This is a genomic window from Cellulomonas flavigena DSM 20109 (genome assembly GCF_000092865.1).
Classification (GTDB): Bacteria; Actinomycetota; Actinomycetes; order Actinomycetales; family Cellulomonadaceae; genus Cellulomonas; species Cellulomonas flavigena.
The window spans coordinates 1,789,591-1,803,949 of sequence record NC_014151.1 but is presented as its reverse complement, the minus strand read 5'-3'; the positions used below and the strand labels follow the sequence as shown (position 1 = coordinate 1,803,949).

Sequence of the window (14,359 nt, the reverse complement as noted above, 5' to 3'; positions counted from 1 at the left end):
CCCCTGATCCCCGGGCCCGTCCGCCCGGCCGACGAGAGGAACACCGTTGTCCCACCTGCCCCCCACCACCACCAACGCCGGCGCGCCGGTCGCCTCGGACGCGCACGCACTGTCCGTCGGCGCCGACGGACCGATCGCCCTGCACGACCACTACCTGGTCGAGAAGCTCGCCCAGTTCAACCGCGAACGCGTGCCCGAGCGCGTCGTGCACGCCAAGGGCGGCGGCGCGTTCGGCACCTTCACCGTGACGAACGACGTGTCGGCCTACACGCGCGCCGCGGTGTTCCAGCCGGGCGCGACCACCGAGATGCTCGCGCGCTTCTCGACCGTCGCCGGCGAGCAGGGCTCCCCGGACACGTGGCGCGACCCGCGCGGCTTCGCGCTGAAGTTCTACACGACCGAGGGCAACTACGACCTCGTCGGCAACAACACGCCCGTCTTCTTCATCCGTGACGGCATCAAGTTCCCCGACTTCATCCACTCGCAGAAGCGCCTGCCGGGCTCGCACCTGCGCGACAACGACATGCAGTGGGACTTCTGGACGCTGTCGCCGGAGTCGGCGCACCAGGTGACGTGGCTCATGGGCGACCGCGGCATCCCGGCCACGTGGCGGAACATGGACGGCTTCGGCTCGCACACCTACCAGTGGATCAACGCCTCCGGTGAGCGGTTCTGGGTCAAGTACCACTTCACGACCCAGCAGGGCATCGAGAACATGCCGGCCGACGTGGCCGCGCAGCTCGCGGGCTCGGACGCCGACCACCACATCCGCGACCTGTACGAGCACATCGAGGCGGGCGACTTCCCGCGCTGGACGCTCTCGGTGCAGGTCATGCCGTACGCGGACGCCGAGGAGTACCGCTTCAACCCGTTCGACCTCACCAAGGTCTGGCCGCACGGGGACTACCCGCTGATCGAGGTCGGCGTCATGGAGCTGAACCGCAACCCCGAGAACTACTTCGCGCAGATCGAGCAGGCGACGTTCGCGCCCAGCAACTTCGTGCCCGGCATCGCAGCGAGCCCGGACAAGATGCTGCTCGCGCGGATCTTCTCGTACGCCGACGCGCACCGGTACCGCGTGGGCACGAACCACGCCCAGCTGCCGGTGAACGCCGCGAAGTCCCCGGTGCACTCCTACTCGCAGGACGGCGCGGCGCGCTACCACTTCTCGTCGGCCACCACACCGGTGTACGCACCGAACTCGGTGGGCGGTCCCGCGGCCGACCCGGCCCGCGCGGGCGAGGGCGGCTGGGAGTCCGACGGGGCGCTCGTGCGCACCGCGGCGACGCTGCACCCCGAGGACGACGACTTCGGCCAGGCGGGCACGCTCTACCGCGAGGTGTTCGACGACGCGGCGCGCGCCCGGTTCCTCGACACGATCACGGGGCACGTGGGCGGCGTGAAGCGCGCCGACATCCGCGAGCGGGCGATCCAGTACTGGACGAACGTCGACGCCGGGCTCGGCGCCGCGCTCCGCCAGCGGCTCGCCGCGTCCGGCGCCCCGGTCGAGACCGGCGAGCCCGCGACCGTGAGCGTCCCGGTCGCCTGACCGACGCCCCGCACGACCGGCGCGCCGGTCCCCCGACGGCCCTGCACCCCCCAGGTGCGGGGCCGTCGTACGTCGGGACCGCGGGCGGGGGCGACCGCCGGCGGTGAGAGGATCGATGCATGAGCCACACGCACGCCGACGACGCGACCGACCCCACGACGCAGGCGGTGCGTGACATCGCCGAGGTCGCCGCCGTGGAGGTCATCACCTCGGCGGCCGTGCACCTCATGAGCGCGGCCGCCGTGAAGTGCGGCCTCGCGGAGGACGACGCCTGGGGCCCGGGGTCGCGGCACCGTGACCTCGACGAGGCACGCAAGCTCATCACCGCGCTCGCCGCGCTCGTGACCGCGTCGGCGCCGGACATCGGCAACCAGCACGCGCGCTCGCTGCGCGACGGCCTGCGCTCCCTGCAGCTCGCCTTCCGGGAGGCGTCGCCGTTCCCCGACGCCCCCGGCGAGGGCCCCGGCGAGAAGTTCACGGGCCCCGTCTCCTGACGCACCCGCGCCGGGGCCGCCCCGGACGCGGACGCGTCGCGGCCTATCCTGGGCGGATGACCGGTCCCCTCGGCCCCGCGCCCGAGCCCGGGCGGCGACCCGAGCCACCGGTCGTCCCGCCGCCGTCGCCGCCACCGCCCTGGACGGGTGCCGCGCCGCGCGTGCCCACCGCGCCGGAGCCCGTGGCGGCCCCCGGTCGCTCCCGCCGACCTGTCGTCGTGCTGGTGCTCGTGCTGGTCGCGGTCCTCGTGGCCGCAGGGGTCGTCGGCGCGCGTCTGTGGTCGACCACGCAGGCATGGGAGGACGCCGCGGCGCAGTGGGAGGCGCTCGCCCGCACGCACGGCGAGCAGCTCGCCCAGTCGCAGGCCGAGCTGGAGGCGACCACCGGGGAGCTCGAGGCCACGCGCGCCCAGCTCGCGACGGCACAGACCCGCATCACCGAGCTCGCCGACGAGAAGGCGCAGCTCGGCGACACCACGGCTGCGCAGCAGCAGCTCGCGGACTACCAGCAGCGCGTCTCGCAGGCGGCCGGGCAGGTCGCGACGGCCCTCGCCACCTGCGTCGACGGCCAGGAACGGCTGATCGGGTACCTGCAGGAGGCCGCGCGCTACGACGCGACCGACATCGCGCGGTTCCGTGCGGACGTCGAGCGGGTGTGCGGCGCGGCGAGCGAGGCGAACGACCGGCTGCAGCAGGAGCTGTCGCGGTGAGGACGGCGGCACGCCTGACGGCCGTGGTCGCCGCCGGGCTCGTGGGCGGTTGCGCCTGGCTGCCCGAGCCTCCGCCGCCCGTGCCGACGAGCGTCGTGCCGAGCGTCGCAGCCGCGCCGCCCCTCGCCGCCGCGGGCACGCAGCTGTCCCCCGACGGCTTCGACGCCGCGCAGCGCATGGCCGTGCGGATCCGCAACATCGGGTGCGGCGGACTGTCGACGGGTTCGGGGTTCGCGCTCGACGAGCACACGCTGGTCACCAACCGGCACGTCGTCGCGGACTCAGCCGAGCTGCAGCTCAGCACGTACGACGGCCGGGAGCTCGCGGCAGAGGCCACCAGCACCGCCGGCCTGGCGGACCTCGCGGTCGTCCGCACGGTCGACCCGCTGCCCGCGGCCCCGCAGCTCGCGGACGCCGACCCGCAGGTCGGGGACGCGGTCACGGTGGTCGGGTACCCGCTCGGCCGGCAGCTGACGGTCACCGACGGTCGCATCATGGGCGCGGTGACCGACCCGTTGCACGCGAACCTCGGCGAGGTCCTCGTCACGGACGCCCCCGTGGAGCCGGGCAGCTCGGGCTCCGCGGCCCTCGATGCCGAGGGTCGCGTCATCGGCGTGGTGTACGCGAAGAACGCGGACGACATGAGCTTCCTGGTCCCCGTGAGCACGTTGCGGGCCATGCTGGGGGACGACACCGCGTTCGAGCCCGCGCCGACGTGCGGCTGACGACGCGCCCGACCACGTCGTCCCCGTCGCGCGCGTGACCGGGCTCACGGGCTCCGGTGCCGGCTCGGGCGGCGGCGACGTGACGCCACGACCCGGGGACGCCGGGACGGCGACGGGCACGGCGCACGGCACGGGCGACGGGGGCGGCGGCGGCTTCGTGGCGCACGTGAAGCCCTGGGGGTCGTGGTCGTCGACGACGGCGGCACGCACTGGCACCCGACCGTCGACGTCAACCGCGCGATTCTCGGCGGGCAGCTCGCGCTGACCGTCGTCGCCACCGCGTGGGCGCTCGCGTGGGCGGTCCGGCGCCGCTGAGGCGCCACCGGGGAGCGCGCCGCAGCGTCAGGCGGGGGCGCACCCGCAGCTCGAGCGAGTCGACACGTGCGGCCACCACGGGGTGGTGCGCGAGCGCGTCGTTCACCTGCGCGAGCACGCGGTCCAGCCCCGCGCGGTCCAGTCCGGCCGGCAGCGCGAGCCGCACGGCGACCTCCGCCCGCGTGCCGGGGACGGCGTCGGCGTCGACCACCAGGCGCACGTCGGCCAGGGCGTCGCGCACGGCCGCGCGCACGTCGTCGGCGACCACGCCGTCCTGGACCGCGGGGGTCCACCCGTGCCCCTGCGCGAGCGCGTAGACCGCGGTGCGCGGCAGCACCACCGTGACCGGGCCCGCCGCGTCCAGGACCAGGACCTCCCAGCCCTCCGCGACGGCCGACAGCGCCGCACGTGGCACCGCCGTGGGGACCGGACGCGCCTGCGCCCGCCACCGCGCCATGGCGGCCACACCCGTGAACACGGGCAGCGCGGTACGCCCGTCGGGGGTGCGCAGCGCGACGATGCCCGCCGACGCCTCCTTGTCGACCGTGTGCACCTCGCCGTCGTGCTCCACGACGTCCGCGACCTCGAGCTCGGCGAGGACCGGCACGAGCACGCGCGTGGCGGCGAGCGCCGCCACCACCTCCGCCAGCGTGGCCGCCCCCGCCGCGTACCGCGTCAGGACCTCGGTGAGCGCGGGGTCCGGCGACCCGTCGTCGCCGGCGAAGGGCGACGACGGCGGCAGCTCACGGCCCGTCACGGGCGCCCGGCGACGTCCAGGGCCTGCGGCAGCGTGAACGCACCCGCGTACAGCGCCTTGCCGACGATCGCGCCCTCGACGCCGGCACCGACGAGGGTGCGCAGCGCGGCGATGTCCTCGAGGCTCGACACACCGCCCGACGCGACGACAGGCGCCGACGTGCGCGCGCAGACCTCGCGCAGCAGGTCGAGGTTGGGGCCGCGCAGCGTGCCGTCCTTGGTGACGTCGGTGACGACGTAGCGCGAGCAGCCGGCGTCGTCGAGGCGCGCGAGCACCTCCCAGAGGTCACCGCCCTCCTGCGTCCAGCCGCGTGCCGCGAGGGTCGTGCCGCGCACGTCGAGGCCGACGGCGATCTGCTCACCGTGCGACGCGATGACGCGCGCGGTCCACTCGGGGTCCTCGAGCGCCGCGGTGCCGAGGTTCACGCGCGTGGCGCCCGTGGCGAGCGCACGCTCGAGCGACGCGTCGTCGCGGATGCCGCCGGAGAGCTCGACCTTGACGCCCTTGGCAGCGAGCTCGGCCGCGACCTTGCCGAGCAGCACGGCGTTGCTGCCGCGTCCGAACGCCGCGTCGAGGTCGACGAGGTGGATCCACTCGGCGCCGCCGGCGTACCAGTCGAGCGCCGCCGCGAGCGGGTCGCCGTACGAGGTCTCCGAGCCGGCCTCGCCCTGCACGAGCCGCACGGCCTGGCCGTTGGCGACGTCGACGGCGGGCAGCAGCTCGAGCCGGGGCTCACGCGTGGAAGTCATGGGTCCTCTCCGGGTGGGGGTGCCGCGGTCCCGGGGCGGGACGCGGCCGGGTGGTGCTCAGCGCAGCTGGTCGACCCAGTGGGACAGCAGCTGCGCGCCGGCGTCGCCGGACTTCTCGGGGTGGAACTGGGTCGCGGCCAGGGGGCCGTTCTCCACCGCGGCGACGAACCGGCCACCGTGGTCGGACCACGTGACCAGCGGCGCCGGCAGCGGGTGCTCGCCCGGCGCCGGCTCGTCTGCCAGCGGGAACGACCGCGCGGCGTAGGAGTGCACGAAGTAGAAGCGCTCGTCGGCGAGCCCGTCGAGGAGGACGGAACCCTCGGGCGGCTCGACCTGTGCCCAGCCCATGTGCGGGACGACGGGCGCCTCGAGGCGGTCGACGACACCGGGCCACTCACCGAGGCCGTCCGTGCGCACGCCGTGCTCGACCCCCTGCGCGAACATCACCTGCATGCCCACGCAGATGCCGAGCACGGGGCGGCCGCCCGCGAGGCGGCGGTCGACGATCTGGTCGCCGCCCACCGCGCGCAGCCCGGCCATGCACGCCGCGAAGGCACCCACCCCGGGCACGACGAGGCCGTCGGCGTCGAGCGCCGTCTGCTTGTCGGCGGTCAGCTCGACGTCGGCTCCGACCCGGGCGAGCGCCCGGACCGCGGACCGCACGTTGCCGAAGCCGTAGTCCAGTACGACGACACGGGGAGACACCCGGACAGGCTACCCGCGGTTCGCGGTGCCCCCCGGCCGTCGTCCGCCCGGCGGGACGCGCGTCACAGCGCCCGCTCAGCGCCGGTGCGCCGCCAGCAGCCGCATCGCCTTCCAGCGCGAGAGCCCGACGGACGACACCGCGCCCTCGACCTCCGTGGCCGGCACGTCGCCGAGCAGCAGGTCCTCCAGGACCGGGGGCGCGCCGGAGAGCACGAGGCCGGCCGGCAGCTCCTTCTGCTGCTCGCCGCCCACCCACTGCGTCGCCGACACCTTGGTGGCGCGCCGCTCCAGCAGCACCACCGGCACCTGGCGCAGCAGGCGCGACACCGCCCCGGCCGCGTCCGCGGCCGTCGCGGGGTCGCGCAGCACAGCGAGCGCACCGACGGGCGAGGGCACGGCGTCGACGTCGACGGACGCGAGCGAGCACGCGGCCGCGAGCGCCTCGGCGACCGCCACCTGCGTGACGACGACCGCGACCGTCGGGGGCTGCTGCTCGGTGAGCCCCGACAGGTCGTCGGGGACCTGGAGGTCGCCCAGGTCGTCGCTCACAGCGCGCCCTTGGTCGACGGGACGCCGTCGACGCGCGGGTCGAGGGCGACCGCGGTGCGCAGGGCACGCGCGAGGGCCTTGAACTGCGCCTCGACGATGTGGTGCGGGTCCCGACCGGCGAGCACCCGCATGTGCACCGTGAACGCGGCGTGGTGCGCGATCGACTCGAGCACGTGCGACGTCAGCGACCCCGTGAAGTGGCCACCGATGAGGTGGTACTGCTGCCCCTCGGGCTCGCCGGTGTGGACGAAGTACGGGCGGCCCGAGACGTCCACGACGGCGTGCGCGAGCGCCTCGTCGAGGGGCACGGTCGCGTCGCCGTAGCGCACGATGCCGCGCTTGTCCCCCAGCGCCTGGCGCAGCGCCTGACCGAGGACGATCGCGGTGTCCTCGACCGTGTGGTGCGCGTCGATGTGGGTGTCGCCCGTGGCCCGCACCGTGAGGTCGATGAGCGAGTGCTTGCCGAGCGCGGTGAGCATGTGGTCGTAGAACGGCACGGTCGTGTCGATCTGCGTGCGACCGGTGCCGTCGAGGTCGAGCTCGACCAGCACGGTCGACTCGCTCGTGCTGCGCTCGATGCGCGCCGTGCGGCGTCCCGCGCCGCTCAGCTCTCCGCTCATCGTCCTGCCACCTCCACCAGGGCGTCCTTGAACGCCGACGTCTCCGCGGGGGTGCCGACCGACACCCGTAGCCATCCCTCGGGCCCCGTGACGCGCACGAGGACCCCCCGGTCGAGCAGACCCTGCCAGACCGCCTGCCGGTCGTCGAACGTGCCGAAGAGCACGAAGTTCGCGTCCGAGTCCGCAGCCAGGTAGCCGCGCTGCCGCAGCCAGGTCACGAGCTCGTCGCGCTCGGCGCGCAGCGCGCCCACCTGCGCCATCAGCTCCGGCGCGTGGCGCAGAGCCGCGCGCGCGACGGCCTGCGTGACGGCGGACAGGTGGTACGGCAGGCGCACGACGCGCAGCGCGTCGACGAACGCGCGCGACGCGGACAGGTACCCCACACGGGCGCCCGCCAGCCCGAAGGCCTTCGACATCGTGCGGCTCACGGCCAGGTGCGGGTACGCGTCGAGCAGCTCGAGCGCCGACGGCGTCCCGGTGCGGCGGAACTCGCCGTAGGCCTCGTCCACGACGACGACGCAGCCACCCGGTACCTGCGCGGCTGCGTCGAGGACCGCGCGCACCGTGTCCAGCGGCAGCGCGGTGCCCGTGGGGTTGTTGGGGCTCGCGAGCAGCACGACGCTCGGCGCGTGCTCCGCGATCGTCGCGCGCGCGTGCTCCGGGTCGAGCGTGAAGTCCTCCGCGCGGCGCCCGACGACCCAGGTGGTCGACGTGTCGCGCGCGTACTCGGGGTACATCGAGTACGTCGGGGCGAACGACAGCGCCGTGCGCCCGGGGCCGCCGAACGCCTGCAGGACGTGCAGCATGATCTCGTTCGAGCCGTTGGCGGCCCAGACCTGCTCGGGCGCGCGGTGCACGCCGGACTCGACCTCGAGGTACGCGGCGAGGTCCTCCCGCAGGGCCGTGAAGTCGCGGTCCGGGTAGCGGTTGAGGGTGCGCGTCGCGTCGGCGACGGCCGCGGCGACGTCCGCGACGACCTCCTCCGACGGCGCGTACGGGTTCTCGTTGACGTTGAGCAGCACGGGCACGTCGAGCTGCGGAGCACCGTACGGCTCGAGGCCGGCGAGCTCGGGGCGCAGCGGCAGCGCGCGCGACAGGTCGGGAGCGGCGGTCACGTCCCCGAGTCTAGGTTCCACGGGTCCCCGCCCGGCGCCGCGGCCCGCGGGGCGGACGTCGGTGGTCGCACGTACGCTGCCGGACGTGCCTGCGACCCCCGTGCCCGACGTCGACCGCACCGCCCTGCGCGCGCAGGCCGAGGAGGTGCTGCGCGCGCTCGTCGGCCGCGAGGACGCGCACCTGCACGAGGACCAGTGGCAGGCGGTCGAGGCCCTCGTCGCCGACCGCCGCCGCGTGCTCGTCGTGCAGCGCACGGGGTGGGGCAAGTCGGCCGTGTACTTCGTCGCGACGGCCCTCCTGCGCCGCGGCGCGGCGGGCCCGCCGCGCGGCGCGACGATCATCGTGTCCCCGCTGCTGGCGCTCATGCGAAACCAGGTCGAGGCCGCGCGGCGCGCCGGCATCGCGGCCGAGACGCTGAACTCGGCCAACCAGCAGGACTGGGACGACGTGCACGCGCGCATCGCCGCGGGCGAGGTCGACGTGCTGCTCGTCTCCCCCGAGCGCCTCAACAACCCCGGGTTCCGCGACGAGGTGCTGCCGCGCCTGGCGGCCGACGCCGGGCTCGTGGTCGTCGACGAGGCGCACTGCGTGTCGGACTGGGGGCACGACTTCCGGCCCGACTACCGGCGCATCGGCACGCTGCTGGCCGACCTGCCGGCGGGAGTGCCGGTGCTCGCGACCACCGCCACCGCCAACGCACGTGTCACCGCGGACGTCGCGGAGCAGCTCGCGGTGACGGACGCGTCGTCCGGCACGGGTGTGGCGGCGCCGGACGCGCGCGACGACGCGGGCACGCTCGTGCTGCGTGGCACGCTCGACCGGCCGAGCCTGCGGCTCCAGGTCACCGCGCTCCCCGACGTCGCGACCCGCCTGGCGTGGCTCGCCGCGACGCTCCCGGGCCTCGCGGGATCGGGCATCGTGTACTGCCTGACGGTCGCAGCGGTGGACCAGGTGACCGAGCACCTGCGGGCCGCCGGCCTCGACGTGCGCGCCTACACCGGCCAGACCGACCCGACCGAGCGCGAGCAGGCCGAGGCCGACCTGCTCGCCAACCGCGTCAAGGCGCTGGTGGCGACCTCCGCCCTCGGCATGGGCTACGACAAGCCCGACCTCGGTTTCGTCGTGCACGTGGGCGCGCCCTCGTCACCCATCGCCTACTACCAGCAGGTCGGCCGCGCGGGTCGCGCGACGGCCCGTGCCGACGTCGTGCTGCTGCCGGGCCACGACGACCAGGCGATCTGGGAGTGGTTCGCCTCGACCGCCTTCCCGCCCGAGGACCAGGTGCGCGCGACGCTCGACGCGCTCGACGCGCACGGCACGCTGTCGACGGCTGCGCTCGAGACGTTCGTCACCCTGCGCCGCAGCCGCCTCGAGGGGATGCTCAAGGTGCTCGACGTGGACGGTGCCGTGCGACGGGTGCGCGGCGGGTGGGAGTCGACCGGCCGGCCGTGGGCGTACGACGGCGAGCGGTACGCGCGCGTCACGGCCGCACGCCGCGCCGAGCAGCGCACCATGCTCGACTACCAGGCCACCGCGGGCTGCCGCATGGCGTTCCTGCGTGCGGCGCTCGACGACCCCGACCTGCCCGCCGGTTGGCGGTGCGGGCGGTGCGACAGGTGCACGGGCGAGAGCGTCGGCGCCGCGGTCGACGCCGCCGACGTCGCGCACGCGCGCGAGCTGCTGTCGGTCCCGGGCGAGCCGGTGACCGCGCGCCGGCAGTGGCCCTCGGGTCTGGCGACCCTGGGCCTGCAGCTCAAGGGGCGCCTCGGCGCGGACGAGCAGGTCGACGAGGGCCGGGCGGTCGGCCGCCTCGACGCGCTCGGCTGGGGTGGTCCGTTGCGCGAGGCGCTGCGCGAGCAGCTCCCGGCCGAGCTGCCGGTGAACCTGCGCACGGCCGTGCGGACCGTCCTCGAGGCATGGGCGCCGCAGGTCGACGTGGTCGTCGGCGTCGCCTCCGAGACCCGCGGCGCGCTCGTCGAGCACCTCGCCGTCGGCACCGCGCGTCTGCTCGGCGTCCCGCTCGTGGGGGCGCTCGTGCCGACCGGCACGCCGTCGCGGCACGACGTCAACTCGGCGCAGCGCCTGGCCGACGTCGTGCGGCACCTCGACCTGCCGGACGACGTCGCGGTCGCCGTCGCCGGGCAGCGCGTGCTGCTCGTCGACGACCGCACCGACACCGGCTGGACGCTCACCGTGGCGGGACGGCTGCTGCGGCGCGCGGGCGCGACGCAGGTGCTCCCGTTCGTGCTGGGAGTCGGCTGAGACCCGCCCCCGCGAGGGGCGTCAGAACCGGGCGCGGACGGCCTCGCCGTGCGCGGGCAGGCCCTCGGCGTCCGCGAGCGCGACCACCCGGTCGGCGACCACGGCCAACGCGTCGGCGTCGTACTCGACGACCTGCACGGCGCGCAGGAACGAGTGCACCCCGAGCCCGCTGGCGAAGTGCGCGCACCCGCCCGTCGGCAGCACGTGGTTCGAGCCCGCCATGTAGTCGCCGAGCGACACCGGGGACCACGGGCCGACGAAGATCGCGCCCGCACTGGTGACCCGGTCGGCCCACGCGGCGGCGTCGACCGTCTGGATCTCCAGGTGCTCGGCGCCGTAGGCGTTGACGACGTCCAGCCCCGACTCGAGGTCGTCGACGAGCACGATCGCCGACTGCGAGCCACGCAGCGCGACGGCCACGCGGTCCCGGTTCGGCGTCACCTCGGCGAGGTCGACGAGCTTGGCCTCGACGGCGCCCGCGAGCTCGACCGACGGCGTCACGAGGACGGCGGCGGCCAGCGGGTCGTGCTCGGCCTGCGAGATGAGGTCGGCGGCGACGTGGACCGGGTCCGCCGTTCCGTCGGCGAGGATCGCGATCTCGGTCGGGCCGGCCTCGGCGTCGATGCCGACGACGCCGCGCACGAGCCGCTTGGCGGCGGCGACGTAGACGTTGCCGGGACCGGTGATGACGTCGACCGGCTCGCACAGCGTCTCGCCGTCGACGTCCTCGCTGCCCGCGGCGCCGTACGCGAGCATCGCGACCGCCTGGGCGCCGCCGGCGGCATACACCTCGTCGACCCCGAGCAGCGCGCACGTCGCGAGCACGACCGGGTCGGGCAGGCCGTCGTTGTCCTTCTGGGGCGGCGAGACCACCGCCAACGAGCCGACGCCCGCCTCCTGCGCCGCCACGACGTTCATGACGACCGACGAGGGGTAGACCGCGAGGCCACCGGGCACGTACAGGCCCACGCGGCGCACCGGCAGCCAGCGCTGCCGCACCTGGGCGCCCGGCGCGACGTCGACGGTGAAGTCCTGGGGCCGCTGCGCGGCGTGCACGCGGCGCACCCGGACGATGGTCTCCTCGAGCGCCTGGCGCACCTGCGGGTCGAGCACGCCGACGGCCGCGGTGACGGCCGCGGCCGGGACCCGCACGTGCGCGGGGCGCACGCCGTCGAACCTCTCGGCGAGCTCGCGCAGCGCGGCGGCGCCGCGGGCCCGGACGTCCTCGAGGATCGGTGCGACGGTGGCGGCGGCGTGCTCCACGTCGAGCTCGGCCCGGGGCAGCTCGGCGAGCAGCTCACGACGGGACGGACGGCGACCGCGCAGGTCGATACGGGAGATCACGGCGACGAGTCTAGGTGTTCTGGGTCATGACGTTGGTGACGCCTGCTCGCAGGCGTGAGGCCGGGGGTCGGTCGCCGGCGGCCGTGTGAGCGCGATGGTAGTTGTAGTGGACGTTCCAGATCTTGATCGCGGCGGCGCGTTCGGCTTCGGAGGTCCAGACCCGGGCGTAGAGGAGTTCCTCGGCCAGGATCCGGTTGTAGCGCTCGACCTTGCCGTTGTGCCGGGGCGTGTGGGGGCGGATGCGCTGGTGGCGTGATGCGGTCGCCAGGACGGTGCGGGTGAACGCGGTGGCCTTGTAGTTCGCCCCGTTGTCGGTGACGACCCGCACGAGTCGGTCGATGCCGTGGGCGGCGAAGAACGCTCGGGCGCGGTGGAAGAACCCGATCGTGGTGGCCGCTGTCTCGTCGGGCAGGTGCTCGGTGTAGGCCAGGCGGGAGTACCCGTCGACCGCGGAGTGCAGGTAGACGTAGCCCGCGCGGGCGCCGGAGGTCTTGGCGCGCTGAGCGGCCTTGTCCTGCGTCGAGCCGCGGCCGTGGGCTCGCCACCCGCCGCCGTCGGGGATCCGTCCGACCTTCTTCACGTCCAGGTGAACCATGTGCCCGGGGTAGCGCGCGGTGATCCGTCCCGTGGTGCGGTTGGTGGACCCGTCGGGGTCGATGTCCCGGCGCCGGTTGATCCCGAGCCGGACCAGCCACCGCGAGACCGTCGCCAGCGAGACGCGGTGCCCGCTGCGGGTCAGCTCGAGGTGGATCTGGCGGGCCGTCCACTTGTGCTCCCGGCGCAGGCGTTCGATCTGCTCGACGACGCCCGGGTCCAGCTGGGTCGGGCTCGCGTGCGGGACGCTGGAACGGTCCAGCAGCCCGACCTCGCCGAGCTCGTCGTAGCGGGCCTTCCACTTCGACAGGCACTGTCGGGAGATCCCGGCCTCGGCAGCGACGTGAGCGATCGGACGGGCCCGACAGCGCTGCACCAGGCGGAGCCTGCCGGCAGGGGTCAACGGGGCGTTAGCGTGGCTCATGAGGGGTAGGTCTCTCTCGGCGCGGATGTGTTGGTCGCACTTCCCATCCTGCCGCCGGCGGGCCTACCCCTCGCTCACGCCCCGCGCGGTGTCACCAACCTGATGAGACGCAACATCTAGGCCGCGTCGCACGTCGCGGGCGCGGGACGTCCGCGCGGCGGTCGCGGCGTGCAACGGGCGTCGGTCACACCGTGTAGCGGGCGACGCGCTCGTCGAAGAGCTCGTCCCACGCGCGCACTCGCCGGCCCGCGACGTGGTCCTCGAGCTGGTCGAGCAGCGTGTGCCAGCCGCCGCCGTACCCGCGCGCGGCGGACTCCTGCAGCTCGGTGTGCACGAGCGTCAGCACAGCACCGTCCCCGTCCGCGTCGACCTGCGCGCGCACGTGCGACGTGGACTCCCCCGGGAAGCTCCACGTGAGCTCGAGCGCGTGCGGCGGATCGCACGCCAGCACCTCGCCGTGCGCGACGTCGTCGGCGTCGGGCACGTCCTCCCCCATCCGCAGCTCGTAGGTCCCGCCGACGCGCAGGTCGCCGTGCAGCGCGCCGAGCCAGCGCCGGGCGCGCTCGGGCTCGGTCATGGCCGACCAGAGGTCGTCGGGCGTCGTGGCGTAGCGGCGGCGGAACTCGACGCGCGCGCCGTCGGGCGCGACGGTGACCGTGCCGTCCGGACCGGCGCCTGCCGTGTCGTCGGTGCCGGGCCCAGGTGCCGTGGGTCTGCTCACGTGTCCTCCTCGTGCCGTCGGTCGGAGCCGGTTCCCGGCTCCGTCGTGCCGTTCCCCGTGCCCGCCGCCGCCCGTTCCCGGTGGCCGCGCGCGACCTCGGTGGCGAGCGCGTCCAGCCGGGGCCGCCAGGCCCGCACGACGGAAGCGGCCCACTGCTCGACCTCGTCCACGGCCTGCGGGCGCAGCGCGTACAGGCGCACGGTCCCCTGCGGGCGCGCGACGACCAGGCCCACCTCGCGCAGGACGCGCAGGTGACGCGAGACGGCGGGCTGACTGATGCCGAACTCGGCGCCGACCGCGGCCGCGAGCTCACCGGCGGGACGCTCGCCTGCGCCGACGAGCTCCACGAGGCGACGACGGACGGGGTCGCCGAGCGCGTCGAGAGGGTGCATGGCTCCATCTTTACGCCGACGGTTATATAACGCAAGGGTTAGGCAACATCGCGCGATCAGGGATCGGTGCCGCACACTGGGCACGTGACGCGCAGCGACGACCCGATCCGCCTCGGCCAGTTCCTCAAGCTCGTGAACCTCGCCGAGTCCGGCGGGCACGCCCGTGCCCTGCTCGACGACGGTGCCGTCACCGTCAACGGAGAGCCCGAGACGCGCCGAGGACGCCAGCTGCGCCCGGGAGACGTCGTGGAGGTCGACCTGCCGACAGGCGTCGAGAGCGCGACCGTCGAGGGCTGACCGACCGGACGCCGCGGCCCGACCGACCCTCCCGCA

Annotated in this window: 16 protein-coding genes; 6 read left to right on the top strand and 10 right to left on the bottom strand. The window is 75.0% G+C overall.

Annotated features, from left to right (window positions below; all coding sequences use genetic code 11):
- Nucleotides 1-46 precede the first annotated feature (46 nt).
- The 4 genes from CFLA_RS08185 (at nt 47) to CFLA_RS20860 (ending at nt 3,478) form a co-directional block, all read left to right on the top strand.
- On the top strand, nt 47-1,549 hold the full coding sequence (locus tag CFLA_RS08185) for a catalase (RefSeq protein WP_013116854.1): 1,503 nt from the start codon (nt 47-49) through the stop codon (nt 1,547-1,549).
- 119 nt (nt 1,550-1,668) lie between these two features.
- Nucleotides 1,669-2,043 (top strand): DUF1844 domain-containing protein, encoded by a 375-nt coding sequence (locus CFLA_RS08180; protein WP_013116853.1) that lies wholly within the window; start codon nt 1,669-1,671, stop codon nt 2,041-2,043.
- A gap of 56 nt (nt 2,044-2,099) precedes the next feature.
- Nucleotides 2,100-2,753, top strand: coding sequence for a hypothetical protein (locus CFLA_RS20865; protein ID WP_013116852.1), 654 nt, complete (start codon nt 2,100-2,102; stop codon nt 2,751-2,753).
- The gene (locus CFLA_RS20860; protein WP_013116851.1) at nt 2,750-3,478 is read left to right on the top strand and encodes a S1C family serine protease; all 729 of its coding nucleotides are present in this window, start codon (nt 2,750-2,752) and stop codon (nt 3,476-3,478) included. The genes CFLA_RS20865 and CFLA_RS20860 overlap by 4 nt, the downstream gene beginning before the upstream one ends.
- A gap of 229 nt (nt 3,479-3,707) precedes the next feature.
- Here CFLA_RS20860 and CFLA_RS08160 read toward each other — a convergent pair whose 3' ends face one another.
- From CFLA_RS08160 to CFLA_RS08135, 6 genes are all read right to left on the bottom strand, one after another.
- Complete coding sequence (locus CFLA_RS08160) at nt 3,708-4,550, bottom strand: SseB family protein (RefSeq protein ID WP_013116850.1); 843 nt, start codon at nt 4,548-4,550, stop codon at nt 3,708-3,710.
- On the bottom strand, nt 4,547-5,299 hold the full coding sequence (gene priA / locus CFLA_RS08155) for a bifunctional 1-(5-phosphoribosyl)-5-((5-phosphoribosylamino)methylideneamino)imidazole-4-carboxamide isomerase/phosphoribosylanthranilate isomerase PriA (protein WP_013116849.1): 753 nt from the start codon (nt 5,297-5,299) through the stop codon (nt 4,547-4,549). The genes CFLA_RS08160 and priA overlap by 4 nt, the downstream gene beginning before the upstream one ends.
- Before the next feature lie 57 nt (nt 5,300-5,356).
- Nucleotides 5,357-6,004, bottom strand: a complete 648-nt coding sequence (gene hisH / locus CFLA_RS18995; RefSeq protein ID WP_013116848.1) for an imidazole glycerol phosphate synthase subunit HisH — start codon at nt 6,002-6,004, stop codon at nt 5,357-5,359.
- A 75-nt stretch (nt 6,005-6,079) separates the two neighbouring features.
- Nucleotides 6,080-6,553, bottom strand: coding sequence for a hypothetical protein (locus tag CFLA_RS18990; RefSeq protein ID WP_013116847.1), 474 nt, complete (start codon nt 6,551-6,553; stop codon nt 6,080-6,082).
- Entirely contained in the window at nt 6,550-7,173 is a 624-nt protein-coding gene (gene hisB, locus CFLA_RS08140) for an imidazoleglycerol-phosphate dehydratase HisB (protein WP_013116846.1), read from the bottom strand. Before hisB ends, CFLA_RS18990 begins: the two co-directional genes overlap by 4 nt.
- A complete protein-coding gene (locus CFLA_RS08135; protein WP_043598911.1) occupies nt 7,170-8,288 on the bottom strand; it encodes a histidinol-phosphate transaminase in 1,119 nt (372 codons plus the stop codon). The genes hisB and CFLA_RS08135 overlap by 4 nt, the downstream gene beginning before the upstream one ends.
- A gap of 85 nt (nt 8,289-8,373) precedes the next feature.
- Between CFLA_RS08135 and CFLA_RS08130 the strand changes: the two genes are divergently transcribed.
- Entirely contained in the window at nt 8,374-10,551 is a 2,178-nt protein-coding gene (locus CFLA_RS08130) for a RecQ family ATP-dependent DNA helicase (protein ID WP_043600205.1), read from the top strand.
- Between the two features lie 21 nt (nt 10,552-10,572).
- On the opposite strand, the gene hisD is transcribed toward CFLA_RS08130, so the two are convergent.
- The 4 genes from hisD to CFLA_RS08110 form a co-directional block, all read right to left on the bottom strand.
- A complete protein-coding gene (gene hisD / locus CFLA_RS08125) occupies nt 10,573-11,895 on the bottom strand; it encodes a histidinol dehydrogenase (protein ID WP_013116843.1) in 1,323 nt (440 codons plus the stop codon).
- Nucleotides 11,896-11,905: 10 nt separating this feature from the next.
- Nucleotides 11,906-12,913: an IS481 family transposase gene (locus CFLA_RS08120; RefSeq protein WP_013116842.1), complete on the bottom strand. Its 1,008-nt coding sequence runs from the start codon at nt 12,911-12,913 to the stop codon at nt 11,906-11,908.
- Between the two features lie 184 nt (nt 12,914-13,097).
- On the bottom strand, nt 13,098-13,634 hold the full coding sequence (locus CFLA_RS08115; RefSeq protein ID WP_013116841.1) for an SRPBCC family protein: 537 nt from the start codon (nt 13,632-13,634) through the stop codon (nt 13,098-13,100).
- Nucleotides 13,631-14,026: an ArsR/SmtB family transcription factor gene (locus tag CFLA_RS08110; protein WP_013116840.1), complete on the bottom strand. Its 396-nt coding sequence runs from the start codon at nt 14,024-14,026 to the stop codon at nt 13,631-13,633. The genes CFLA_RS08115 and CFLA_RS08110 overlap by 4 nt, the downstream gene beginning before the upstream one ends.
- 84 nt (nt 14,027-14,110) lie before the next feature.
- Between CFLA_RS08110 and CFLA_RS08105 the strand changes: the two genes are divergently transcribed.
- The gene (locus CFLA_RS08105; RefSeq protein ID WP_187291337.1) at nt 14,111-14,323 is read left to right on the top strand and encodes an RNA-binding S4 domain-containing protein; all 213 of its coding nucleotides are present in this window, start codon (nt 14,111-14,113) and stop codon (nt 14,321-14,323) included.
- Nucleotides 14,324-14,359 lie beyond the last annotated feature (36 nt).

Excerpts from the sequence above, each read along its gene's own strand:
- hisB (WP_013116846.1), bottom strand. The coding sequence starts at position 7,173 with ATGAGCGGAGAGCTGAGCGGCGCGGGACGCCGCACGGCGCGCATCGAG.
- CFLA_RS08110 (WP_013116840.1), bottom strand. The coding sequence starts at position 14,026 with ATGCACCCTCTCGACGCGCTCGGCGACCCCGTCCGTCGTCGCCTCGTG.
- CFLA_RS08180 (WP_013116853.1), top strand. The coding sequence starts at position 1,669 with ATGAGCCACACGCACGCCGACGACGCGACCGACCCCACGACGCAGGCG.
- CFLA_RS08120 (WP_013116842.1), bottom strand. The coding sequence starts at position 12,913 with ATGAGCCACGCTAACGCCCCGTTGACCCCTGCCGGCAGGCTCCGCCTG.
- priA (WP_013116849.1), bottom strand. The coding sequence starts at position 5,299 with ATGACTTCCACGCGTGAGCCCCGGCTCGAGCTGCTGCCCGCCGTCGAC.
- CFLA_RS20865 (WP_013116852.1), top strand. The coding sequence starts at position 2,100 with ATGACCGGTCCCCTCGGCCCCGCGCCCGAGCCCGGGCGGCGACCCGAG.